This window comes from Psychromarinibacter sp. S121 (assembly GCF_049801035.1).
In the GTDB taxonomy this organism is placed as follows: Bacteria; Pseudomonadota; Alphaproteobacteria; order Rhodobacterales; family Rhodobacteraceae; genus Psychromarinibacter.
Genome location: NZ_JBNAGE010000002.1, coordinates 17,804 through 40,767 on the forward strand (window position 1 = coordinate 17,804; position 22,964 = coordinate 40,767).

The 22,964-nt window shown below is 65.4% G+C and carries 22 protein-coding genes; 16 read left to right on the forward strand and 6 right to left on the reverse strand.

Annotated features, from left to right (window positions below; translation table 11 throughout):
• Positions 1–4 precede the first annotated feature (4 nt).
• Complete coding sequence (locus ACP156_RS08365) at positions 5–1,294, forward strand: 3-deoxy-D-manno-octulosonic acid transferase (RefSeq protein ID WP_425050853.1); 1,290 nt, start codon at positions 5–7, stop codon at positions 1,292–1,294.
• On the forward strand, positions 1,294–2,292 hold the full coding sequence (gene lpxK / locus ACP156_RS08370; RefSeq protein WP_425050854.1) for a tetraacyldisaccharide 4'-kinase: 999 nt from the start codon (positions 1,294–1,296) through the stop codon (positions 2,290–2,292). Before ACP156_RS08365 ends, lpxK begins: the two co-directional genes overlap by 1 nt.
• On the opposite strand, the gene ACP156_RS08375 is transcribed toward lpxK, so the two are convergent.
• The gene (locus tag ACP156_RS08375) at positions 2,267–4,441 is read right to left on the reverse strand and encodes a lytic transglycosylase domain-containing protein (protein ID WP_425050855.1); all 2,175 of its coding nucleotides are present in this window, start codon (positions 4,439–4,441) and stop codon (positions 2,267–2,269) included. The genes lpxK and ACP156_RS08375 overlap by 26 nt on opposite strands.
• A 165-nt stretch (positions 4,442–4,606) precedes the next feature.
• Here ACP156_RS08375 and dapA point away from each other — a divergent pair, with 165 nt between their 5' ends.
• Entirely contained in the window at positions 4,607–5,485 is an 879-nt protein-coding gene (dapA, locus tag ACP156_RS08380) for a 4-hydroxy-tetrahydrodipicolinate synthase (protein WP_425050856.1), read from the forward strand.
• 16 nt (positions 5,486–5,501) lie between these two features.
• Here dapA and ACP156_RS08385 read toward each other — a convergent pair whose 3' ends face one another.
• On the reverse strand, positions 5,502–5,999 hold the full coding sequence (locus ACP156_RS08385) for an ion channel (RefSeq protein ID WP_425050857.1): 498 nt from the start codon (positions 5,997–5,999) through the stop codon (positions 5,502–5,504).
• 118 nt (positions 6,000–6,117) lie between these two features.
• Here ACP156_RS08385 and smpB point away from each other — a divergent pair, with 118 nt between their 5' ends.
• From smpB to ACP156_RS08410, 5 genes are all read left to right on the forward strand, one after another.
• Positions 6,118–6,594, forward strand: a complete 477-nt coding sequence (smpB, locus tag ACP156_RS08390; protein WP_425050858.1) for an SsrA-binding protein SmpB — start codon at positions 6,118–6,120, stop codon at positions 6,592–6,594.
• Between the two features lie 65 nt (positions 6,595–6,659).
• Complete coding sequence (gene sseA / locus ACP156_RS08395; RefSeq protein ID WP_425050859.1) at positions 6,660–7,514, forward strand: 3-mercaptopyruvate sulfurtransferase; 855 nt, start codon at positions 6,660–6,662, stop codon at positions 7,512–7,514.
• 4 nt (positions 7,515–7,518) lie between these two features.
• Complete coding sequence (locus tag ACP156_RS08400) at positions 7,519–8,706, forward strand: aromatic amino acid transaminase (protein ID WP_425050860.1); 1,188 nt, start codon at positions 7,519–7,521, stop codon at positions 8,704–8,706.
• A gap of 129 nt (positions 8,707–8,835) precedes the next feature.
• Positions 8,836–9,732, forward strand: a complete 897-nt coding sequence (locus ACP156_RS08405; RefSeq protein WP_425050861.1) for an MBL fold metallo-hydrolase — start codon at positions 8,836–8,838, stop codon at positions 9,730–9,732.
• 24 nt (positions 9,733–9,756) lie between these two features.
• Complete coding sequence (locus ACP156_RS08410; protein WP_425050862.1) at positions 9,757–10,143, forward strand: rhodanese-like domain-containing protein; 387 nt, start codon at positions 9,757–9,759, stop codon at positions 10,141–10,143.
• A gap of 100 nt (positions 10,144–10,243) precedes the next feature.
• Here the strand turns inward: ACP156_RS08410 and ACP156_RS08415 are convergent, their stop codons facing one another.
• Together ACP156_RS08415 and ACP156_RS08420 are read right to left on the reverse strand one after the other, a co-directional pair.
• Entirely contained in the window at positions 10,244–11,587 is a 1,344-nt protein-coding gene (locus ACP156_RS08415; RefSeq protein ID WP_425050863.1) for an ammonium transporter, read from the reverse strand.
• 26 nt (positions 11,588–11,613) lie between these two features.
• On the reverse strand, positions 11,614–11,952 hold the full coding sequence (locus tag ACP156_RS08420) for a P-II family nitrogen regulator (protein ID WP_425050864.1): 339 nt from the start codon (positions 11,950–11,952) through the stop codon (positions 11,614–11,616).
• 270 nt (positions 11,953–12,222) lie between these two features.
• Here ACP156_RS08420 and ACP156_RS08425 point away from each other — a divergent pair, with 270 nt between their 5' ends.
• Positions 12,223–14,445 carry a transglycosylase domain-containing protein gene (locus ACP156_RS08425; protein ID WP_425050865.1) on the forward strand — a complete coding sequence of 741 codons (2,223 nt, stop codon included), beginning with the start codon at positions 12,223–12,225 and terminating at the stop codon, positions 14,443–14,445.
• A gap of 52 nt (positions 14,446–14,497) precedes the next feature.
• Here the strand turns inward: ACP156_RS08425 and ACP156_RS08430 are convergent, their stop codons facing one another.
• Together ACP156_RS08430 and ACP156_RS08435 are read right to left on the reverse strand one after the other, a co-directional pair.
• Positions 14,498–15,091: an MlaC/ttg2D family ABC transporter substrate-binding protein gene (locus ACP156_RS08430; RefSeq protein ID WP_425050866.1), complete on the reverse strand. Its 594-nt coding sequence runs from the start codon at positions 15,089–15,091 to the stop codon at positions 14,498–14,500.
• A 1-nt stretch (position 15,092) separates the two neighbouring features.
• Entirely contained in the window at positions 15,093–15,887 is a 795-nt protein-coding gene (locus tag ACP156_RS08435) for an MlaA family lipoprotein (RefSeq protein ID WP_425050868.1), read from the reverse strand.
• A gap of 109 nt (positions 15,888–15,996) precedes the next feature.
• On the opposite strand from ACP156_RS08435, the gene ACP156_RS08440 reads away from it, so the two are divergent.
• The 7 genes from ACP156_RS08440 to ACP156_RS08470 all read left to right on the forward strand — a co-directional run bounded on the left by ACP156_RS08440 (position 15,997) and on the right by ACP156_RS08470 (position 22,878).
• Positions 15,997–17,733, forward strand: coding sequence for a type I secretion system permease/ATPase (locus tag ACP156_RS08440; protein WP_425050869.1), 1,737 nt, complete (start codon positions 15,997–15,999; stop codon positions 17,731–17,733).
• Positions 17,734–17,822: 89 nt separating this feature from the next.
• Entirely contained in the window at positions 17,823–19,085 is a 1,263-nt protein-coding gene (locus ACP156_RS08445; protein ID WP_425051885.1) for an HlyD family type I secretion periplasmic adaptor subunit, read from the forward strand.
• A gap of 150 nt (positions 19,086–19,235) precedes the next feature.
• Positions 19,236–19,700, forward strand: a complete 465-nt coding sequence (locus tag ACP156_RS08450) for a RidA family protein (RefSeq protein WP_425050870.1) — start codon at positions 19,236–19,238, stop codon at positions 19,698–19,700.
• Positions 19,697–20,485, forward strand: coding sequence for a glycerophosphodiester phosphodiesterase family protein (locus ACP156_RS08455; protein ID WP_425050871.1), 789 nt, complete (start codon positions 19,697–19,699; stop codon positions 20,483–20,485). The genes ACP156_RS08450 and ACP156_RS08455 overlap by 4 nt, the downstream gene beginning before the upstream one ends.
• A gap of 49 nt (positions 20,486–20,534) precedes the next feature.
• On the forward strand, positions 20,535–21,722 hold the full coding sequence (locus ACP156_RS08460; RefSeq protein WP_425050872.1) for a GNAT family N-acetyltransferase: 1,188 nt from the start codon (positions 20,535–20,537) through the stop codon (positions 21,720–21,722).
• Complete coding sequence (locus tag ACP156_RS08465; protein ID WP_425050873.1) at positions 21,719–22,012, forward strand: 4a-hydroxytetrahydrobiopterin dehydratase; 294 nt, start codon at positions 21,719–21,721, stop codon at positions 22,010–22,012. Before ACP156_RS08460 ends, ACP156_RS08465 begins: the two co-directional genes overlap by 4 nt.
• Positions 22,009–22,878 carry a mechanosensitive ion channel family protein gene (locus tag ACP156_RS08470; RefSeq protein ID WP_425050874.1) on the forward strand — a complete coding sequence of 290 codons (870 nt, stop codon included), beginning with the start codon at positions 22,009–22,011 and terminating at the stop codon, positions 22,876–22,878. Before ACP156_RS08465 ends, ACP156_RS08470 begins: the two co-directional genes overlap by 4 nt.
• The last annotated feature ends 86 nt before the right edge of the window (positions 22,879–22,964 follow it).

The following is a 22,964-nucleotide window of genomic DNA, read 5'->3' on the forward strand; positions in this document are numbered from 1 at the left end:
CCGCATGGCCAATTCGCTGTCTCTCAAGCTGTATCTGGCCACCCGAGCGCGGTCCCGCAGGGCCGCGCGCAAACCCGTCGCGCCGCAAGACGGCGCCGAGACGGCCCGCGTCCTTGCCGGCGAGCGGAACGGCGAGGCGTCCGCGCCCCGCCCCAAGGGCCCGCTTCTGTGGATTCACACCGGTCAGGACAGCCACGCGCTGGCTGCCCGCGAACTGGCGCACCGCCTGCGCTCTGAGCGGTCGGAACTGAACATCCTGTTCACGACCACCGCCGAGAAACGGCGTGACGGCACGCGCGACGCCCTGTCCCAGCTGGCGCCGGACGACGCCTCGCCGCCGGTACGGCGGTTCCTCGACCACTGGCAACCGACCCTGTCGCTGTGGACCGAGCCGGACGTGCGCCCTGCCTTGGTCGCGCAGACCAACAAGCGCAACATCCCGATGTTCTTCGTCGATGCCCATACCGCCCCGTCCGAACCGCACGGCTGGCGGTTCTGGCCGTCGCTGTCGGGGTCGATCCTGTCGGACTTCCGGAACGTGATCACCGGCGACCGGGTCAAGGCCGGGTCGCTGCGCCGCCTTGGCGCCGACCCTGCCCGGACCGAGGTCATCGGCTATCTCGAGGAAGGCACTGCCGCGCTGCCCTGCAACCAGGCAGAACGCGACTCGCTTGCCGAAGAGCTTGAAGGGCGGCCGGTCTGGCTGGCCGTCAGAACGGCCGACGACGAGCTTGAACCGGTGCTCGACGCGCACCGGCAGGCGCTGCGGCGCACGCACCGGCTGTTGCTGATCCTCGTCCCCGAAGAAACCGATCATCCCGATGGACCGGATGCAGGCCCCGAGTTGCAGGCGGCATTGCAGGATCAGGGCTTCATGACCGCCCTACGCTCGGCGGGCGAAGAACCCGAACCCGAAACGCAGATCTACATCGCGGACAGCATCGAGGAATTGGGCCTGTGGTATCGCCTTGCCGCTGTCTCTTTCCTTGGCCAGTCGCTTGAGGCATCCGGCGGGGTGAACCCGTTCGAGCCCGCTGCGCTTGGCTCTGCGATCATCCATGGTCCCAACGTCCGCAACTATCGCCGCGCCTATGGACGGCTGGCCTCTGCGGGCGCCACCCGGATGGTGCGGAACCCCGAACAGCTTTACGACGCGCTGGAAGACCTTCTGTCGCCCGATGTCGCCGCCACGATGGCGCACGAGGCGTGGAAGGTCTGCACGTCCGGCGCCGAGGTGACAGACCGCGCGATGGATCTTGTCCTGTCAGAACTCGACGCGCTCGAGGACGGCTGATGCGCCCGCCCCGCTTCTGGTCCGCGCCGCCCTCGCACCCCGGCTGGCAGGCCCGCGCCCTGTCGCCACTCGCCCTCCTCTACGCCCGCGCAACCGCCCGCCGCGTCGCGACCGGGGGCTACCGCGCCCGCGTGCCGGTGATCTGCGTCGGCAACATCAACGCGGGCGGCACCGGCAAGACGCCGACCGTCATCGCCCTGTTGTCGCGGCTTCAGTCGCAGGGGATCGAAGCGCATGTCGTCACACGCGGCTACGGCGGCTCTGCGGAAGGCCCGTTGCGGGTCGACGAACGCAAGCACACCGCCGCCGCAACGGGTGACGAGCCCCTGTTGATCGCCGCCTTCGGTCCTGTCTGGGTCGCCAAGGACCGCGCCGCCGGGGTTCGTGCAGCCGAGGATGCCGGTGCGCAGGCCATCCTGCTGGACGATGGCTTTCAGTCGCCCGCCGTACACCGCGACCTGTCGCTGGTCGTCGTCGACGCCCGCGCCGGCTTCGGCAATGGCCGCGTCATTCCCGCCGGCCCCCTGCGCGAGCCGGTCGATACCGGCCTGTCCCGTGCCGACGCGCTGCTGTCCATCGGCGACGCCAAGGCGCAAGAGCGGTTCGGGGCGACATGGGGCGACCGCATCCACCTGCCCCACCTGACCGGCGCGCTGCAACCGCTGCAGACCGGGATGGACTGGCAGGGGCTCGACGTCCTTGCCTTCGCGGGGATCGGCCACCCCGAGAAGTTCTTCGCCACTCTGCGCGGCCTTGGCGCAAACCTGCGCCGCGCCGAGCCTCTGGGGGATCACCAGCCCCTGACCGAACCGCTGATGACCCGGCTGGAGAACGAGGCGGCGCTGCTGGGCGCACAGCTTGTGACCACGGAAAAGGACGCCGTCCGCCTGCCGAAAAGCTTCCGGCAGAAGGTGCTGACCGTGCCGGTGCGGCTGGAACTGGACGACTGGGCGCCGCTGGACGCCCTTGTCTCTAGCGCGCTGTCAGGATCTCGGTAAGCCCGATCGGCCCGCCCGCCTTGCCGGTCAGCCGCGCACGGTAGACCGGAATGCTTTCGGTGACCCGCATCACATAGTCCCGCGTCTCGCGAAACGGGATGTGTTCGACCCAGTCCACCGGGTCGGTCCCCGGATAACGCGGATCGCCATAGTCCTGCACCCAGCGCCGGGGCCGCCCGGGACCGGCATTGTACCCCGCCGCGACCAGCGCGTAGTTCGGCCCGAATTCCTCGATCAGCGTGGCAAGATAGGCGCTGCCCAGCGTCGCGTTATAGACCCCGTCCGTCGTCAGCCGCGACAGGACGTAGGGCAGGCCCAGCTTTCCCGACACCAGTTTCGCGGTGCCCGGCATCAGTTGCATCAGCCCCCGCGCACCGGCAGGGCTGACCGCGCCCACGTTGAACTCGCTTTCGCGCCGCGCGATCGACAGCGCCAGCGCCTCTTCGACCGGCAGGTCGATCCCAAGACCGGCCAGCGGGAAATAGGCGCGGGGCGCAACGACACCCTCGCTGGCCGCCTGCTTGGCGACCCGGACACTGACGAATGTGTCCCCCAGCGACATGGTGGCATCGGTCAGCGCGACCAGCTCCTCGGTCGGAACGATCTCTGCCAGATGCGACAGAAAGCGGATCGTTTCCCACTGTTCGCCTGCGTCGTGCCAAAGCTTTGCCGCCCGCCAGACCGTCGACGTGGCGAAACCGGCCTGCCGCCAGTCCGGCTCTGGCCCATCGGCCACCAGCGCGGCGTCAATCCCCACCCCGGCCTTCTCGGCAGCCAGCAGCCCATAGAAAGTGGTCTGATGCACGCCGCCCTTGCGATACTCGGCCTGTGCGGCTTCGGCATCGCCCATCGCGTCCAGAGCGCGACCTTCCCAATAGTTGCCCCGGCTAAGCGAAATCGGCGTGAACACCGACGCGGTGAACCGGCGGAAATGGGTCAGCGCCGTCGCCGGGTCGTCGAGGTAGCGAAGCGCCACGTAGCCCGCGAGCCATTCGAGATCCGAATAGGAATATTCGCCACTGTCGGCGGGGATGTAGTGATGGCTGGCCAGCGTATAGGCCCGCGCCCCGTCGCCGTCGCGCATCGCCTGCCGTGCAAGGATGCGCCGCCAGTTGCCCCAGGCGGCAGGGCGGCCCAGCGCCTCGGCCGAGGTGCTGACCTCGATCATCAGGTCGGCGGCGTCGTCGCGACGTCCCTTCTCCAGCCGCCATGTGAACCGGTCATACGCCAGCCCGCCATTGTTCTGAAGCGAGGCCGGTACCTTGCCGATCAGCGTGTCGACACCGGCGGCCTCGCGCTGCAGGGCCTCGCGCGCATCGGCCAGCGCGTCCCACGCCGCGCCGACGCGCCCCTTGGCGCGCAGGATGCCATCGCGGTCTTGCTCCCACAGCAGGAAATCCATCCGATCCTCGTGCGCGGCTTTCAGCGTCTCGGCATAGGCACCAAGAAAGTCGTCTTCCTCCCGCGCGCTCATTTCGATCCCGCGCCATGCGCGCAGCGCCTCGGCCTTGGCGTCGTCGCCCCGGCCCAGCGCATCCAGCGCCCGCGCCAGCCGGAACGCACCGCGCCCCGTCTGCGGCGCCTGCGGCCCGAAGTACGCCACCACCTGCTCGGGGTCCGCGCCTTCGGGAATCTCCGACTCGCCCCGCCGGCGCAACAAGGCCAGACCGGGCCAGTCCGCGTTTCGTTCAAGGAAAGCAAGGTAGTCGGCAAAGGTTCCCTCGCCCGACCGCAAACGCTGCCACTCGATCAGGTCGACCGCCACCGGATCAGCCGCAGCGCCCGCCAGCTTCAGCGCAAGCTCCCAGTCTTTTCGCGCCGCCGCAGCCTGCGCGACGCGGAACTCGTGACCGGTCATCAGGTCGTCCGGCCGTAGCGGCGGCAACCGGTCGATCAGTGACACAGCAAGGTCCGACACGTCCTCACCCTCGGCGTCGGCTTCCGGCACAGGCTCTGCAGCCGGATCCTCCATCACCTCGGCCTCGGTCACGTCCAGGACGTTTTCCTCGACAACGGTCGTATCGGATTCGTCGGCTGCGGCGCTTTCAGCCACCGGACGCGGCGAAGGCCGCATGTCCGTTTGTGCCGCAACCGGCACCCCCGAAAGGCAGAACGCCGCCAAGCTGGCGGCCCACAGTCGACGTTGCATGATTTCGTACCCTTGACGCTTTCGCGGCCAGAAGGTAGCGGGCCGCGGGCCTTAGTAAAACACACAAACTTGGCAACACGATGCCAAGGCACTAGGGTCCGCGCAATTTTGCGGCCGGTTTCAGTGGAAGGTCGCAATCATGGAACACAGGAAAGGATGCGCATCATGATCAAGGGATCTCTCCCCGCACTGGTGACGCCGTTCGCAAAGGACGGCTCGGTGGATCTCGATGCGCTTAAACGGCTCGTCGAGTGGCAGATCGAGCAGGGCAGCCACGGGCTGGTGCCGGTCGGGACCACGGGCGAAAGCCCCACCCTTACCCACTCGGAACACGAGATGGTGGTCGAAGAGGTCGTGAAAGCCGCCGCGGGACGCGTGCCGGTCGTGGCGGGCGCGGGCTCGAACAACACCGAGGAAGCGATCCGCTTCATGCGCCACGCGGAATCGGTCGGCGCGGACGCGGCACTGGTGGTGACGCCCTATTACAACAAGCCGACCCAGCGCGGCCTGTACGAGCACTTCCGCGCGGTCCACGACTGCTGCGAACTGCCGATCATCATCTACAACATCCCCGGCCGCTCGGCGGTGGACATGTCGCCCGACACGATGGGCGAACTGGCCAAGCTGCCGCGCATCGTCGGTGTGAAGGACGCGACCGGCGATCTGGCGCGCGTGTCGTGGCAGCGGATCACCTGCGGCCCCGACTTCGTGCAGGTCTCGGGCGAGGACGCCACGGCCCATGGCTTCAACGCTCAGGGCGGCATCGGCTGCATCTCGGTCACCGCGAACGTCGCGCCGAAACTGTGTGCCGAGTTGCAGGAAGCCTGCCTTGCCGGAGACTACGCCACCGCACTGACGATTCAGGACCGGCTGATGCCGCTGCACAAGGCGATCTTCACCGAACCCGGCCTGTGCGGCGCCAAGTTCGGCCTGTCGGTGCTGGGCATGTGCAACGACAGCGTCCGCTCTCCGCTGGTCGACCTGACCGACGGCACCAAGCAGCTCATGCGCGACGCGATGGTCCACGCGGGTCTTATCAACTGAGATCACCCTTTACGGGTCAGTCGTCCGGCCGGTCCTTCGGGGCCGGCCGTGCGCTTTCCGCGGCCTGCCTTTCGTGCCGGCGCTTCAGCATCAACGCCTGAACCGACCGCACCTTGCGCACGAGATCCACGAAAGCCCCGGTCAGCAGCGCGGCCATGAACAACCCGTTGATCGCCAGCATTCCCGACAGGATCGCCCACTCTTCCGGCAGGACCACGTCGCCGAACCCGACGGTCGTGAAAGCCACCAGCGAGAAGTACATCGCCTCGTCCACCGTCTCGAACAGATCGAGGTGGACCAGCAGCAGCGACCAGAACCAGCACGACAGCAGGATCAGCGTCAGCAGCCAGACGACCGAAAAGCAGACCTGAAGGATCAGCCAGCCGGGCCCGTGCCGCACCGCCTCGTCCGCGGTGGCGCGTTCTGCCAGACGGTCAAAGAACGGCATCGCCGCAAGCCCGAGCAGCGTCGTGACAAGGATAAGGGCCGTTCCGTACAGGATCTCAAGAAGCATGGCCCGTATTGGTCCCTCATCCCCGCGAAGGTCAAGCCTGCCGGGCTGCGACCAAGTGGTGCCCGAAGGCCGCCGACCACTGGACTTGAGGGCCTGAACGCCCTATCTCCTGTCGGCCATGGCAAAGCCGAAGGAAAATACCAACTACAAGGTCGTCGCCGAGAACCGGCGGGCGCGGTTCGACTATGCGATCGAGGAAGATCTGGAAGTCGGCATCGTGCTTGAAGGGTCCGAGGTCAAATCGCTGCGCGAGGGGTCGGCCAACATTGCCGAAAGCTACGCCGAGGTCAGCGACGGCGAGCTCTGGCTGGTGAACAGCTACATCGCGCCCTACGCGCAGGCCAAGACCTTCGGCCACGACGAACGCCGCCGCCGCAAACTGCTGGCGTCGAAAAAGGAACTCTCCCGTCTCTGGAATGAAACCCAGCGGAAAGGCATGACCGTTGTACCGCTGGTGATGTATTTCAACGACCGCGGCATCGCGAAGATGAAGGTCGGCATCGCCAAGGGCAAGAAGGTCGCCGACAAGCGCGAGACGGCGGCCAAACGCGACTGGAACCGCCAGAAGCAGCGTCTCCTGAAAGAACACGGCTAGTCCCGCCCTTGTCAGCACCGCGTCGCGGGGCTAGGCAAGCGGGGTCCGTGCCGAGGGAGCGAGAAATGGCGTCCGACGATCCAAAAACGCTGGTGTCCACCGACTGGCTGGCCGCCCACCTGAACGACCCCGACCTGCGGGTGTTCGACGCCTCGTGGTACCTGCCGGACGCGGGCCGCGACGGGAAGGCCGAATACGACAGGGCCCACATCCCCGGCGCCCGCTATTTCGACATCGAAGAGATGTCCGACCACCGCTCCTCGCTGCCGCACATGATGCCGCCGGCCGAGAAATTCATCAGCCGCATGCGTGCGATGGGCGTGGGTGACGGCCATCAGGTCGTGGTCTACGACGGCGCCGGCATGTTCTCGGCCCCCCGCGTGTGGTGGATGCTGCGCCTGATGGGCAAGACGGATGTGGCCGTGCTGGACGGCGGCCTGCCGAAGTGGATCGCCGAGGGCCATCCGACCGAGGACCTGCCCCCCGTCATGCGCGACCGCCACATCACGGTGTCGTTCCAGAACCATCTTGTCCGCGACGTGACCCAGGTGGCCGCCGCGTCGAAGCTGATGGATCACGAGATCCTCGATGCCCGAGGCCCCGCCCGGTTCCGCGGCGACGCGCCAGAACCGCGCGAGGGGCTGCGTTCGGGACACATCCCGAACTCGAAGAACGTACACTACGCCACGCTGATGAACGACGACGGCACGATGAAGGATCCCGACGCCCTGCGCCGCGTCTTCGACGCCGCCGGCGTGGATCTTGCGAAACCTGTCATCAGCTCCTGCGGATCGGGCGTGACCGCCGCCATCATCGACCTGGCGCTGGAACGCATCGGCCATGACCGCCACGCCGTCTACGACGGCTCGTGGTCCGAATGGGGCATGTATGGCGACCTGAAGGTCGAAACCGGAGAGTGATTCCATGCTGAAAGAGCTGCAAGCCCAGCCGAAGGACAAGATCCTGATGCTGATGGAGATGTACAAGGCCGACCCGCGCGAGCAGAAGGTCGACCTTGGCGTTGGCGTCTACAAGGATGCCGAGGGCGTCACACCGGTGATGCGCGCCATCAAGGCCGCCGAAAAGCAGCTGTGGGAAACCGAGACGACCAAGTCCTACACCGGCCTCGCCGGTGACCCGGCCTTCGCCGCCGGCATGCGCGATCTTGTGCTGGGCGATGCCGTTGCCGCCGACCGCGTGGCTGCCGCCGCGACGCCGGGCGGCACCGGCGCGGTGCGTCAGGCCTTCGACCTTGTGCAGATGGCGAACCCCGACGTGACCGTCTGGGTCTCGGCCCCCACGTGGCCGAACCACGTGTCGATCCTTAAGCACATGGGCATCTCCATGCGCGAATACCGGTATTTCGACAACGAGACCTGCGCCGTCGACTTCAACGGCATGATCGCCGACCTCGACGGCTTGAAGGCGGGCGACGTGGTTCTGCTGCACGGCTGCTGCCACAACCCGACCGGCGCCAACCTGACCCTGCCCGAGTTCAAGAAGGTCGCCGAGATCCTGAACGCCAAGGGCGCGATCCCGATGATCGACATCGCCTATCAGGGCTTCGGCGATGGGCTGGAAGCGGACGCCGCCGGTGTGCGCCATGTCGTATCGACCTGTCCCGAGTCGCTGGTCGCCGCAAGCTGCTCGAAGAACTTCGGCATCTACCGCGAGCGGGCCGGCGTCCTGATGGCGATCCAGGAGGACGCTTCGAAAACCGCCGTCGCGCAGGGCACGCTGAACCACCTGAACCGGCAGAACTATTCGTTCCCGCCGGACCATGGCGCGCGGCTGGTGGGCATGATCCTTGCCGACGACGCGCTCAAGGCGGACTGGATGGCAGAGCTGGAAGAGATGCGCCTTGGCATGCTCAAACTGCGCGAGCAGCTGGCGGATGAACTGCGCAAGCTGACCGGCTCGGACCGCTTCGGCTTCATCGCCCAGCACCGTGGGATGTTCAGCCGCCTTGGCCTGACGCCTGAACAGGTCGAGAAGCTGCGCGAGGATCACGCGATCTACATGGTCGGCGACAGCCGCATCAACATCGCCGGTCTGAACGCCAAGACGGTTCCGATCCTCGCGCAAGCCATCGCGGCGGTCGACAAGGCGTAAAACGGCGCGGCGCGATCTTCTAGAAGATCGTGCGAGGCAGGAGTTTCCAGAAATTCCTGCCTCCACCGGCCCTTTACATATTCCGCGTCAAGAATATGTATCCTTCCGAACCGTCTACGGAGGGATAACATGTTCAGCAAAGAAAGCCCGTCTTCGGGACCGAAATCGCCCCGCGTCGTCGGGTTCTATGAAGAAGCTTCGGGCAGCATCCAGTATGTCGCCATCGACGACGCTACGAAGAAGGCCGCGCTGATCGACGTCGTTCTCGACTTCGACCCGTCCCACGGCCGCACCCGCACCGACAGCGCAGCCGAGATCCTCGATTTCGTTAAGTCCGAGGGGCTGACCGTCGAGTGGGTGCTCGACACCCACCCCCACGCGGACCACATGATGGCCTCGGCTTGGCTCAAAGAGCAGACCGGCGCGCCTGCCGCCATCGGCGAGAAGGTCCGCGACATCGCGAAGCTGTGGGAAGACATCTACCACACGCCCGGTGCCTTCGATCCCGACCGCGATTTTGACCGCCTGTTCGCGGAGGGCGAGACCTTCACGCTTGGCGATCTGGAGGTGAAAGTGATGCTTTCGCCCGGACACACGCTGGGCTCGATCACCTACGTGATCGGCGACGCCGCCTTTGTTCACGACACATTCATGCATGTCGACAGCGGCACCTCGCGCGCCGACTTCCCCGGCGGATCCTCTGCCGAACTGTACGACTCGCTGATGGCCATCCTGTCGTTGCCCGACGACACCCGCCTGTTCGTCGGCCACGATTACCCGCCGGTCGGAGACCGCAAGGACCCCGCTTGGGAAGCGACGGTCGCCGAGCACCGCGAGAACAACAAGCACATCGGCGGCGGCACCTCAAAGGCCGAGTACTGCAAGCTGCGCGACGACCGAGACGCGACGCTGGCGCTGCCGGACCGCATGTTGTTCGCGCTGCAAGTCAACCTGCGCGGCGGGCGTCTTCCGCCGGCAGAGGCGGACGGCGACGCATACTTCAAGATCCCGGCGAACAAGTTCTGACCCGAACGCAGAAAGGACCGACAGATGAAAACCGAAACCGTCGACGGCGGCACCATCGAGACCTGGACGCCGCAGGAGGTCTGGGACGCATATTCGCAGGGCAAGATCGCCCTCATCGACGTGCGCACGCCGCAGGAATATATGCTGGAACACGTCGAAGGCGCGCTGCTGCTGCCGATGCCGTTCTTCGATTCCGAGAAGCTGCCGTCGCAGCAGGGCAAGCGGCTGGTGCTGTACTGCGGCTCCAGCGCGCGCTCGGGCCGGATCGCCTCGGCCTGTGCGGCCAAGGGCATGGTGCCGGTCACGCACATGGAAGGCGGGTTCGCCGCGTGGAAGCAGGCGGGTCTTCCTTACATGGGCACCGACATGGCCACCGGCGCGCCGAAGCGGGTGCCCGGCCAGCAGGACTGACGTCCGCTGCCGATCCGGCCTGCGCGCCCGCGGGCGCCCCAAAAGAAAAAGCCCGGGCGCGTACGCCCGGGCAGTCGTCTCAGACTGACAGGAAGGGAAGTCAGCCTTTCGAGAACTCGGGGTATGCTTCCATACCCAGCTCGGCCATATCGAGACCGTTGATCTCGTCTTCTTCGCTGACGCGGATGCCGATGATGGCTTTCAGGATGAACCAGACCACCAGGCTGACCACGAAGGTGAAGACACCGTAGGCGATGATGCCGGTCAGCTGCGTGCCGAGGCTGGCTTCGCCGTAGAAGATCACGGCGATGGTGCCCCAGATACCGGCACACAGGTGGACCGGGATGGCGCCGACAACGTCGTCGATTTTCAGCTTGTCCAGCATCGGGACCGCGAAGACCACGATCACGCCGCCAACAGCACCGATCCACAGCGAACCGAACAGCGTCGGAGCCAGCGGTTCGGCAGTGATCGACACGAGGCCGGCCAGAGCGCCGTTCAGCACCATGGTCAGGTCGACCTTCTTGTACATCACCTGCGTCAGGATCAGCGCGGCAACAGCACCGGCCGCAGCGGCCATGTTGGTGTTCGCGAAGATGCGCGACACGTCGGACACGTCACCAACGGTGCCCATCGCCAGCTGCGAACCGCCGTTGAAGCCGAACCAGCCGAGCCACAGGATGAACGTGCCGAGCGTGGCCAGGGCCAGGTTCGAACCGGGCATCGGGTGGACTTGACCGCTGCTGGTGTACTTGCCGATACGCGGGCCAAGAACGATGGCGCCCGCCAGAGCAGCCCAGCCGCCGACCGAGTGCACGACCGTCGAGCCGGCGAAGTCAGAGAAGCCCATCTCGGACAGCCAGCCGCCGCCCCACTGCCACGAGCCCGAGATCGGGTACATGACGCCGGTCAGGATGATGACGAAGAACAGGAACGGCCACAGCTTGATGCGTTCGGCCAGAGCGCCCGACACGATCGAGGCGGTGGCGGCAACGAACACCAGCTGGAAGAAGAAGTCCGAACCGATCGACGCATAGTCGAGCGCGGCATCGGCGGCATCCACACCAACCGGATCAAGCACCGTGGTGCTGAAGAACGGGCCAACCCAGCCGGCCATGATCCAGCCATCGCCCGGGTACATCAGGTTGAAGCCGATCAGCCAGTACATGATGGCCGCGAACGAGTAGAGTGCGATGTTCTTGGTCATCTGCATCGCAACGTTCTTCGAGCGGACAAGGCCGCCTTCGAGCATCGCAAAGCCAGCGGCCATGAAGAACACCAGGAAGCCGCCCATCATGAACAGCAGGGTGGTCATGATGTAGGGACCGATCTCGTCGAAGCCCGGCGCGACGGCCTCTACGGCTTCTTCGGCCTCTTGGGCGAAGCCCAGCACCGGCAGCGCGATCAGCGCAGCGGCGATGGGAAGAGTCTTGTTGAGTTGCATATTCGTAATTCCCCTCTGTGCGGCGCTCAGAGCGCGTCCTCGTTGGTTTCGCCCGTGCGCACGCGGATCGCGCTGGCCACGTCGAGAACAAAGATCTTGCCGTCGCCGATTTTGTCGGTCTTGGCGGTGGTCTGGATCGTTTCAACGACCTGGTCGGCCATCGAGGCCGGGACGACGATCTCGAGCTTCACCTTCGGCACGAAGTTCACGGCGTATTCGGCGCCGCGGTAGATCTCGGTGTGACCCGACTGCGAGCCGAAGCCCTTGATTTCAGTTACCATCATGCCGCGCACGCCGATGGCGGTGAGCGCTTCGCGCACCTCCTCCAGCTTGAACGGCTTGATTGCTGCAATGATGAGTTTCACTGTCTTCACCCTTCCGATTGGCAGGTTGTCCCTGCAAGGATTCCACGCCGCTCACAAAGCGATGCACACGCGGGCGTTACAATCCGAAGCACGAGAATTAACGACTTCTTAACAGGCGTGTTGCACATTTTTTGCACTGTTTTCAGAAAACGCCTTAAAAATGTGCGATCAAAAAACACGTTGCTTTGACGCCGCGGCGTCTCCACATCTGCGGACATCGCAGCTATTCTGCGCAAAACAACGACAATCGAGTAGCAGTAGACCAATCTGATGAGCGGGAACGGACGCAAGACGCCGACCCTCGTGGCCGACAAACGGTCACGGGCGGCCGCGAAGCCGAAGAAGGGCCGTACCCCGGCCCGTGGGAAGGCTTCCGCGCGCGGAAAATCGAAGCCCTCGAAACGAACCAACCGGCGCAAAGGCGGTGGCGGCCGCGGTGGAATCCTTGGATTCTTCGGCTCGGTGTTCCGCTGGATCCTGCGCCTGCTGTTCAAGGTCTTCGCTGCCGGCGCTACGGTCGTCGTGCTGATCGTCGGCGTCGCGACATGGTACTTCTACACGACCCTGCCACCGCTCGAGGATCTGCTGGACGGCCGGACGCGCGGGTCTGTCACGATGCTGGACCGCTACGGCGAAGTCTTCGCATGGCGCGGTGACCAGTTCGGCGGACAGGTCACGGCGGAAACCGTGGCCCCGGTCCTGAAGAATGCGGTCGTCGCGACAGAGGACAAACGGTTCTACCGTCATTTCGGCGTCAGCCCCCGCGGCATCGCCAGCGCCATCGCCATCAACCTGCGCGAGGGCCGCAGCCCGTTCTCGGGACACGGCGGCAGCACGATCACTCAGCAGGTGGCGAAGCTGCTGTGCCTTGGCGTGCCGTTCGACAAGGACACGTGGGAGACCGAAGCCGCCTACGAGACCGACTGCCGGCGCGGCACCCTGTGGCGCAAGATCAAAGAGATGCCCTATGCCTTCGCGCTTGAGGCGAAGTACTCGAAAGACGAGATCCTGACGGTCTACCTGAACCGCACCTACATGGGCGGCGGCGCCTATGGCTTCGAGGCCGCCTCGCAGCGGTACTTCGGCAAGGGCGCGGCGCAGGTGAACGCGTCCGAGGCCGCGATGCTGGCCGGTCTGCTGACGGCGCCCAGCCGCTATGCCCCGACATCGAACCTGCAACGCTCGCAGGACCGTGCGAACGTGGTGCTGGGACTGATGCACGATCAGGGCTACCTGACCGATGCCGAGTACGCCCATTCCACCGGCGCGCCCGCCATGCTGTCCGAAGCGGCAGAAGCCCGGGCCGGCGGCTATTTCGCCGACTGGGTGATGGACTCGGGACCGGGCTTCCTAACCCGCGAGACGACCGAAGACGTTGTGATCCGCACCACCTTCGACCAGCGCATCCAGACCGCCGCCGAGACAGGATTGCAGGCAATCTTCGATGCGAAGGTTAAAGAGGGCTCTGAGGCGCAGGCCGCGATCGTGATCATGTCCGCGGACGGCGCGGTGCGCGCTGTGGTCGGCGGCCGCAAGTTCACCGGCATCGCAGGACAATTCAACCGCGCCATCATGGCCAAGCGGCAGTCCGGGTCGGCCTTCAAGCCGTTCGTCTACGCCACCGCGCTGGATCTCGGGTATCGGTTCGACGACTACATCCTCGACGCGCCCCTGACGATCAACGTCCCCGGCTCTGGTCCCTGGTCGCCGCGCAACTACACCCGCGACTATTATGGCGAGGTCACGCTGACCGAAGCGCTGGCGCGATCGCTCAACACGGCGGCGGTCCGGTTGTCAGAGACGGTCGGCCGCGAGAACGTGCGCCACGTGGCCGAGGATTTCGGCATCGTTTCCGACCTTGCCGTCGGCCCCGCGCTGGCGCTTGGCACGTCCGAAGTCAGCCTGCTGGAAATTACCGGCGCCTACGCCGGCATCCTGAACGGCGGCTCGTCCGTGAAACCCTACGGCCTGATCGACCTGCGGCTTGTCGGCGACGATGCGCCGCTGATGGACCAGTCCGGCGGGCTTGGCGAGCGCGTGATCTCGGAACAGGCGGCGCGCCAGCTGATCTACATGATGACCAAGGTGATCGAGTACGGCTCGGGCGGACGCGCCAAGCTGCCGGGTCGCGAGGCCGCGGGCAAGACCGGCACCACGCAGGCCAACCGCGACGCATGGTTCGTGGGGTTCACCGCCGACTACGTCGCGGGCGTCTGGATGGGCTATGACGACAACACTCCGCTTTCAGGTGTCACCGGCGGCGGGCTGCCGGCGGAAATCTGGGGCGAGGTGATGAAACGTGTCCACGAAGACCTGCCGGCCCGGCCCCTGCCGATGATCGACGCGACGACGCTGCCGCCGCGCACGCCTCCGCCGGGACAGGTGCAGGCGCCCCCACCGGGCCAGGGCAACGGAAACGGCAGCGGCGACACGATGGCCGACAGGATCATCAACGACGTCCTAGATTCGATCTTCGGAACGCCGCAGCGCTAAAGAAAAGGCCCGCCAACCGGCGGGCCCTTCATTTTGGTCTGTTCCGTTTGGATCAGCCGCCCGCCTGAAGCGCCGCGGTTACCTGTCCGATATCGCCGCGGTAGCGGTCCAGCATCGCGCCGATCTCTTCCCGCTCTGTCAGCAGCATCGAAACGCCCTCGACGTCGAGGTTGAAGAACAGCGGCCGACCGGTCCGGTCCGACACGTAGAAGGTCACGTTGAACGGCGACTGGCCGGGCAGGTCGGCGGTGGCGCGCACCTCGACCCAGTTCTTCACCGGCTTGGCGCCGCGCACGTTCACCGTGCCGCCCTGATACTCGCGGAACCGGCGTCCGTATTTCGCGGTCAGATAGCGGCTGAACGCAGCCGAAAACGCCGACCGCTCTGCCGCCGAGGCGGTTCGCGCCGCCGGGCCCAGCGCGTAGGCCGCGATATAGGCCTGATCCGCGTAACGATTGAAGATGTTCTGGAACTGGGAAATGATCTGCCCGTCCGAGCCGCCACCGGCAATTGCACGGTTGATGTCGGCCACGGCCTGATCGACCAACCCCTGCGCCGCTGCGGTCGACAGGGCGAATGCCCGACCGGGCAGGAACGGCAGCGCGGCCAGCGCCGCCACGAGAGAACGTCGTGTGATCTGCACCATGCTAGAATCCTTCGGTATCAAGCGCGAAGGGATCGATCTCCTCCGCCGCTACTGTCTGACCTAGCTGGAATCGCCGATTTTGCAAATAAAGCAAACGTGTCGCGGCGTAGCTGTCGGCGCTGGTTTGCAGCACTTCGTTGATCTCGTCGCCGTATTCCACCAGCTCGGTGAAGCCCTCGATAATGCCCGCCGATTGGACGAAATACTGCTCCGGCGTGGGCACCGCATAGCTAAGCGGGTTCATGAAGAAATCGACCACCGTGCCCGCCGTATCCCGCGATGTGGACGGCCCCAACAGCGGTAATTCGACATAAGCCCCCTCTGCGGCGCCCCACGTGTGCAAAGTTTCGCCGAAGTTCGTCGGCCGCGACGGCAGGCCCCATGCGGTTGCCGGATCGAACAGCCCCGCTATGCCGAATGTCGTGTTGATCAGGAACCGCATCCCGTTGTGGACCGCATCCTCGGGATTGGCCTGAAGCAAGTCGTTGACCACCAGGCGCGGGCTGTCGATATTGCCCGCGAAATTGCCCAACGTCCTGACAAAGACGCCTTTCTTGCGCGGCGGGGCACCCTCGGGACGAGGTTTCACAAGGATGCTGGCGACACCCTTGTTGAACTCGTGAACCGCGCGGTTCTGCGTCTCGTACGGGTCGTTGATCGTCTCTGTGATCTCGGGCGCGGCGCAGGCCTGAACAAGGACTGCGGCGGCAAGAACCGCGGCGAAACGCAGGGATGGCTTGGTTCTCATGGCGAATTCCGGAACAATATGAACTCGTTTGGCAGGTCGGTTACACATAGTGCAAGACGACTCCCGGGACAGATGCTACACGTCCCGCTGCATTGTGATGTGACCATTTGGCGACAGCGTCATATGGCGGCGACAAACAGATAGGTAAGACTAGAAAATGCGGCAAGGCGATCCCGATCAAGGCCTTAAGGAACTGCGCGCGGCGCGGGCGGAGAACCGCCCACTTTTCATATTCGTGGCCATCTTCAGCTTCTTCGTCAACCTGCTGATGCTGACAGGTCCGCTGTTCATGCTGCAGGTCTACGACCGGGTTCTGGGCAGCCGGTCCGAAGCGACGCTGCTGGCGCTGTTCATCGTGATGGCGTTCCTGTTCCTGATGATGGGCCTTCTGGATTTCGTCCGTGGCCGGGTGCTGGCGCGGATCGGCGCGCGGTTTCAGGCGCGACTTGACCGGCGCGTATTCGCGGCGGTGGTGCGGAAGGCATCACTGACCCACGGACCGAACCAGTCGGCCAGCGCCCTGCGCGATCTGGAAGCCGTGCAACGCCTGCTGGCGTCGCCCGTGTTCGCCGCGCTGTTCGACATCCCGTGGGCGCCGGTCTTCCTTGCCGGGATCGCGCTGTTCCACCCGTGGCTGGGCGGCCTTGCCATAATCGGCGGCGCTATCCTGATTCTCATTACCGTTCTCAACCAGATCCGCACCAAGGACCCGGTTCAGACCAGCAACCTGGCGACCGCACAGGCCGAGCACATGGCCGAACAGATCCGGTCCGAGGCCGAACTGATCCGCGCGCTTGGCATGCAGGGCAGCGCCTTCAGCCGCTGGAACATCGCCCGCGAAAGATCGCTGAACGAGGGCCTGATCTCCAGCGACCGCACCGGCGGCTATTCGGTCCTGTCGAAGACGTTCCGCCTGTTCCTGCAATCGGCGATGCTGGGCCTTGGCGCCTATCTTGTGCTGACCGAGGGTCTGACCCCCGGCGCGATGATCGCTTCGTCGATCCTGATGGGCCGCGCGCTGGCGCCCCTGGACCTTGCGATTGGCCAGTGGCCTTCGATCCAGCGGGCGATGAAGGGCTGGCGGACCCTCAGCGAGTTGCTGAACGAGATCCCGGAAGAACGCCCCCGCACGCCGCTGCCCGCCCCCGCCGCCAAGCTGACGGCGGACCAGCTGACGGTGATCCCGCCGGGCGAACAGCTTGCAACGTTGCGGCTTGTGAACTTCACGCTCGAACCCGGTCAGGCGATGGGCGTGATCGGTCCCTCGGGGTCCGGGAAATCGACGCTTGCCCGCGCGATCACCGGCGTCTGGCGTCCTGCCGGCGGCAAGATCCGGCTGGATGGCGCTTCGCTCGACAACTACGACCCCGACGTGCTGGGCAGCTACATCGGGTACCTGCCGCAGCGCGTGCAGCTGTTCGACGGCACCATCACCGACAACATCGCGCGTCTCAGCCTGTCGCCCGACCCCGACGCGGTCGTCGTCGCGGCCAAGAAGGCGGCGGCGCATGAGATGATCCTGAAACTGCCCGATGGCTACGACACCCGCGTCAGCGCCGGTGGCGGCCGGTTGTCGGGCGGGCAGATCCAGCGCATCGGGCTGGCGCGCGCCATGTACGGCGAGCCGAAGGTGCTGGTGCTGGACGAGCCGAACTCGAACCTCGACAACGAGGGCTCGGTCGCCCTGAACCAGGCGATCCGCGCGATCAAGGCGGATGGACGGTCTGTGATCATCATGGCCCACCGCCCCGCCGCGATCGAGGAATGCGATACGCTTCTGGTGCTGGACGGCGGCACCCGCCGCGCCTTCGGGCCGCGGGATTCGGTAATGAAGGAAGTCCTGCAGAACTACAGGCAGGTTGTGCAGAACGTGGGCCCGGGGGGCACGGTATGAGCCAGGCAAAAATTCAGATCGGCGGCGCACCCGCTGGCGGCGGCGGCAACAAGCCCGGCGGGCCAATTTCGGCAAAGCGCTATCTCTGGATGGGCGCTTTGGTTCTGCTGGTGCTGGTCGGCGGCTTCGGCGGCTGGGCGGTGTTCTCGCAACTGGCGGGCGCTGTCGTGGCCAGCGGTCAGGTCGAAGTCGACCAGAACCGGCAAGTAGTGCAGCATCCTGACGGCGGCGTCGTGGAAGAGATCGCCGTGGAAGAGGGCGATTTCGTCGAAGCGGGCGATGTCCTTCTGCGGCTGGACCCGACGCTGCTGCGCTCGGAACTTGCGATTGTCGAAAGCCAGCTGTTCGAACTAATGGCGCGGCGCGGCCGGCTGAACGCCGAGCGCGACGAGGCGGAAGACATCCTGTTCGACGACGAGCTGCTAAAGGTCGCCCAGAACCGGCCCGAGGTTCAGGAACTGATCGACGGTCAGACCAACCTGTTCGAAGCGCGCATGGAAACCATGGCGCGCGAGATCGAGACGCTGGAAAAGCGGCGGCGCCAGATCGAGACCCAGATCACCGGCATCGAATCGCAGCAGACCTCGATGGAGCGGCAGCTTTCGCTGATCAACGTGGAACTCGAGAAGCAGCGCAACCTCCTCGAGCAGGGCCTGACGCAGGCCGCCACCGTGCTGGATCTGGAACGCGAACATGCGGATCTCACCGGCAGCCAGGGCGAACTGGTGGCCGAAAAGGGTCTGGCCGAAGAACGCATCACCGAGATCGAGCTTGAGATCCTGAAGCTTGGCACCAGCCGCCGCGAAGAGGCGATCACCCAGCTGCGCGACCTTCAGTTCCGCGAACTGGAACTGGCGGAACAGCGGCGCTCGCTGTTGGAACGCCTGTCCCGGCTGGACATCCGCGCCCCGGTTTCGGGTATCGTCTACGGCAAGACGGTGTTCACCCCTCGGTCGGTCATCCGGTCGGCGGATCCGGTCATGTACCTGATCCCGCAGGACCGCCCGCTGATCATCGCGGTGCGGATTTCTCCGACCGACATCGACAAGGTGTACCCCGGCCAGGACGTGCGGCTTCGCTTCTCTGCGTTCGACAGCCGGACGACACCGGAACTGACCGGGCTGGTGACGCTTCTGTCCGCCGACTCTTTCGTCGATGAGAACGCCGGCGTGGCCTATTACCGGGCCGAGATCCAGCTGCCGGAAGAGGAACTGGTCAAGCTGCCTGAGAACCTTCAACTGATCCCGGGCATGCCGGTCGAAGCGTTCCTGCGCACCGAGGACCGCAGCCCGATGAACTATTTCGTGCAGCCGCTGGCGACCTATTTCGCCCGCGCGTTCCGCGAAAGCTGATCAGAATCCCATCCTGAAAACGATCCGCGCGGCGCAATGCCGCGCGGTCGCTGCCCGCTGCGGCGGAAATCGCCGGGCACAGAGTTTCCGGCGTTTCCTTCGGGCGCGTGCATGGACTAGGTTGCCCGCGAATCCAGACAGGAGCCCCCGATGACCGGAAAGATCGAAACCCGCCTTGCCGAGCTTGGCGTGACGCTGCCCGACGCCCCCGCCCCCGCCGCCAACTACGTGCCCTCCGTCATCGACGGCGACACCGTCTGGGTCTCGGGGCAGATTTCGGCGGGAGCGGACGGGATGATCAAGGGCAAGCTTGGCGACGGTCTGGACATCACCGCGGGCGCCGCCGCGGCGAAGGCCTGCGCGATCAGCCTTCTGGCGCAGGTGAAGGCCGCGCTTGGCGGCGATCTTGACCGGCTGGACCGGGTGGTGAAGCTGACCGGCTTCGTGAACTCGACCCCCGACTTCGTCGACCAGCCGAAAGTCATCAACGGCGCCTCCGACTTCCTTGTCGAGGTGCTGGGCGACAACGGCCGTCATGCGCGGTCCGCGGTCTCTGCCGCGTCGCTGCCCATGGGCGTCGCGGTCGAGATCGAAGGTATCTTCAAGATCAAATGACCCAAGGCCCGCCCCTTCCGCCGGTTTTCCTGCGCGCGCCGATTGCGCACCGTGGTCTGCATGACGGCGAGCACGGTATCCCCGAGAATTCCCGCGCCGCCTTCCGGGCGGCGATTGCGGGCGGCTACGGGATCGAGCTGGACGTGCAGATGTCGTCGGATGGCAAGGCCATCGTGTTTCACGACTATGGCCTGTCCCGCCTGACCGGCGCGGACGGTATGCTTCGCGACAAAACCGCCGAGGACCTGTCGCGCATCCCGCTTCTGGCCAACGGCGAGGGCATTCCGACGCTGGCAGAGGTGCTGGCCCTTGTCGCCGGTCGCGCGCCGCTGCTGATCGAGATCAAGGATCAGGACGGCGAGATGGGGCCGGACACCGGCCAGCTTGAAGTCTCGACCGCGCGCGACCTTCAGGGCTATCACGGCCCGGTCGCGCTGATGTCTTTCAACCCCCACTCGGTCGCCGCCCTCGCTGCCGCCGCGCCTGACATTCCGCGCGGCCTGACGACCTGCGCCTACGACCCTGCCGACTGGCCGGAACTGCCCGCTGCGACATGCGACGAACTGCGGGGCATCCCGGACTACGACCGGACCGGGTCGTGTTTCATCAGCCATCAGGGCAACGACCTTGGCAACGCTCGGGTGGCAGAGCTGAAATCCGGTGGTGCGGCGATCCTGTGCTGGACGATCCGAAGCGCCGCGCAGGAAGCCGAAGCGCGCAGGGTTGCCGACAACGTGACCTTCGAAGGCTACGCCGCCGAGGTCCCCGAGGACTCACTCCCTTGACGCTGCGCCGCGGCGGTCCAATTCTAGGGACAATCGCGGACAGGACTACATGCGCGAAACCCGCATCGACATCGACCTGCATGGTAGCCTCGCCGAGATCGCGGCAGAGGACTGGGATGCCTGTGCCTGCCCCGAGTCGGCGGATGGCGGACGTCCCGACGATCCGTTCACCACGCACCGCTTCCTTCTGGCGCTGGAACGCTCTGGCTCTGTCGGCCCCGGCACCGGCTGGCAGCCCCGCCACGTCACCGCGAAGATGGACGGAGAAACCATCGCCTGCGCGCCGATGTACGCCAAGGGTCACAGTCAGGGCGAATACATCTTCGACCACTCCTGGGCCCACGCCTATGAACGCGCCGGCGGACGCTATTATCCCAAGCTCCAGATCGCGGTTCCCTTCACCCCCGCCACCGGCCGCCGGTTGCTGACACGGCCGGGGCTGGAAGAGATGGGGCAATCGGCTTTGGTGCAGGGCGCGGTTCAACTGGCCGCCGAGAACCGCATCTCTTCGGTCCATATTACCTTCTGCACCGAAACAGAGGCCGAGGCCGGCGACGAGATGGGGCTGATGCACCGCCTTTCGGACCAGTTTCACTGGCTGAACCGGGGCTATGCCGATTTCGACGCCTTCCTTGCCGACCTGTCGTCGCGCAAGCGCAAGAACATCCGCAAGGAACGCAAGCAGGCGCAAGAGTTCGGCGGCGAGATCCTAAGCCTGACCGGCGACGCCATCGAGCCCGAACACTGGGACGCCTTCTGGCGATTCTATCAGGACACCGGCAGCCGAAAGTGGGGCTCGCCCTATCTGACGCGCGCGTTCTTCCACGAAGCGCAGGAAACCCTGCGCGACGATATCCTGCTGGTGCTGGCCGTCCGCAATGGCCGCTACGTCGCCGGCGCTCTGAACTTCATCGGGCGCGAGACGCTGTATGGCCGCTATTGGGGTTGCACCGAACACCACCCCTGCCTGCATTTCGAGCTCTGCTATTACCAAGCCATCGACTATGCCATCACGCATGGCCTGTCGCGGGTCGAGGCGGGCGCGCAGGGCGAGCACAAACTGGCGCGCGGCTACCTTCCCTCGCACTGTCATTCGCTGCACTGGATCGCAGACGAGGGTTTCCGTCGCGCCGTTGCGGAATATCTCGAGGCCGAACGGGCCGCTGTCGACAACGAGATCGAGGTGCTGACCAGCTACGGTCCGTTCCGACAGGAAAGGCGAGAGGAACAGGAATGACCGACAAGCTGACCGAAACCGAACGCGCCGAACAACTCGCGCCCCTGCTTGCGACCGGCTGGACCGAGGTCGAGGGCCGCGATGCGATCAAGAAGACCTTCGAGTTCAAGAATTTCGTCGAGGCATTCAGCTTCATGACCCGCGCTGCGTTGTGGGCCGAAAAGCTGAACCACCATCCCGAGTGGTTCAACGTCTACAAGACCGTCGAGGTGACGCTGTCGACACATGACGCGGGCGGCCTATCTGCGCTGGACGTGAAACTTGCAGGAAAGATGGACACCCTCGCATGAACCTCGACAGCTTTCTGAACATGCAGATCACCGACGGCGTCACCATCGGTGATGTTCTGACCGTGGACTTTCTTGCCTCGGTGCTGGGCAACGTCGTCTCTGCCGTCGTGATCCTGCTGCTGGGCTTCATCATCGGCGGCTGGGCGGCGCGGCGCGTGCGCAAGCTGGGCGAACGGCATCCGAAGCTGGACGTGATGCTGTTCAACTTCCTCGGCTCGATCCTGCGCTATGCGATCCTTGCGATTACGGTGATCTTCGTCCTGAACCGCTTCGGGCTGGAAACCACCTCGCTGGTCGCTGCCATGGGTGCCGCCGGGCTTGCCATCGGTCTGGCGTTGCAAGGCACGCTGTCGAATGTCGCGGCGGGCGTGATGATCATCCTGTTCCGCCCGATCAAGGTGGGCGACTTCGTCGAGATCGCGGACGAGATGGGCACGGTCAAGGACGTGTCGCTGAACTATACCGAGCTTGCGTCGCTTTCGAACACGCAGGTCATCATCCCGAACGCTCAGGTCTGGGGCAACACGATCGAGAACTACTCGGTCTACCCGACACGGCGGGCAGAGTGGACCTTCGGCGTGTCCTACGACGCCGATCTGAAGCTGGCAGAGACGACGATCCTCGACACCATCATGGCCGATCCCCGCGCCAAGTCGGACCCAGAGCCGTTCATTCAGGTGAACAACCTTGGCGACAGCTCGGTCGATTTCCTTGTCCGCGTCTGGGTCGATGCATCGGACAACTTCGGCTTCCAGACCGACATGAAGCGCAAGGTCAAAGAAGCGCTGGACGCCGCCGGGATCGAGATTCCCTATCCCTACCGCACGGTGGTGATGGCGGGCGGCGAGGCCCCCGCCGAAGCCTAGATAACACGCCGGGTGGGGGTGCAAGCGTCTCCCCCACCTTTCCTCCCCCTCCTTGCCGGTCTAGGAAGCCGGGGCAGTTCCATCCG